This window comes from Bartonella queenslandensis AUST/NH15 (assembly GCF_000312585.1).
In the GTDB taxonomy this organism is placed as follows: Bacteria; Pseudomonadota; Alphaproteobacteria; order Rhizobiales; family Rhizobiaceae; genus Bartonella; species Bartonella queenslandensis_A.
The window spans coordinates 15,507-16,688 of the sequence record NZ_HE998001.1 but is presented as its reverse complement, the minus strand read 5'-3'; the positions used below and the strand labels follow the sequence as shown (position 1 = coordinate 16,688).

Genomic DNA, 1,182 nt, shown 5'->3' with positions numbered 1-1,182 from the left:
TTAGTTAGCCCATTTATTTTCAAGCGATTATTGATTGTATCATTCCGTTTTGGGCAAAATTTGAAAAAAATCATCCGCGCAAGGTCTCTACTCAGTGACGGCTCACACGCAAAAAGCCCGCCAAGCGCGGCTTTTAACAGCCTCACAAAACGCCCAAAATAAGAATTAGGAAAGTTGGAGAAGATAAATGGTACGGTTGGTGGGATTTGAACCTACGACCTCTGGTGCCACAAACCAGCGCTCTAACCAACTGAGCTACAACCGCATAAAAAGCAAATGTATCATAACTGTTCACGATTTTGTAAACATTTATTCTTTGTTTATGTGACATAAGGAAGATCAACAAAGTTTGCAAGCCCCTTAAAAAAAATCTCGCAATTTTTTGTGAAGAAAAAATGTTTTTTACAAAGACAATTTTGCCCAATGCTCAAGATTATGATCACGATAGTCTTTTATGTTATCAACACCCTCATGTTGCATCATCTGCAAAACCTCTTTCAGAATAGTTATGGCAAGATTTGGGCCTTCATAAACCATCCCGCTATATAATTGAATCAAATCTGCACCGGCTTTTACTTTTTCCAAAGCAGTTTGTGCGTCCTTTACACCGCCAACGCCGATAATTGCAATTTCCTTCCCTAACTTTTGACGCATTTTTGCGAGCACAATGGTAGAACGCTCAAAAAGTGGACGCCCAGAAAGCCCACCCTCTTCATTGCTGAAATGGCTATTGGTAAGACCTTGGCGTGAAGAGTCGTATTGGAAACAATAAGTCCATCAAAATCAGATAGTTTTATTTCTTCCGCAATATCATCCAATTCTTTCTCTGACAAATCTGGAGCAATTTTTAAAAAAATGGGAATGAAGAATTTATGCTTTTTCTCTTGCTCCTTCCGTGCTTGCGAAATGGCTTCTAACAAAAGATGCAAACTATCACGAGCCTGTAAATCGCGCAAACCTGGCGTATTAGGAGAGGAAATATTAACCGTAAAATAATCAGCAACATCATAAAAATGAGCAATACCAACCGTATAATCGTCAATCTTATCAACTGTATCCTTATTGGCTCCAATGTTGACTCCTACAACACCAGTTTTTTTACACACGTGCAGTCTGTTGTAAACAACTTGATGCCCATCATTATTAAAACCCATTCTATTAATAATTGCTTCATCTTCTTTT

1 tRNA gene and 1 pseudogene are annotated in these 1,182 nt (G+C 38.4%); both read right to left on the bottom strand.

The window, feature by feature from the left end:
• Positions 1 to 188: 188 nt before the first annotated feature.
• Positions 189 to 265 (bottom strand) — tRNA-His (locus tag BN338_RS05000).
• A 137-nt stretch (positions 266 to 402) separates the two neighbouring features.
• Positions 403 to 1,182: pseudogene (gene pyrD, locus BN338_RS04995) on the bottom strand (dihydroorotate dehydrogenase (quinone)); the annotation flags it as partial.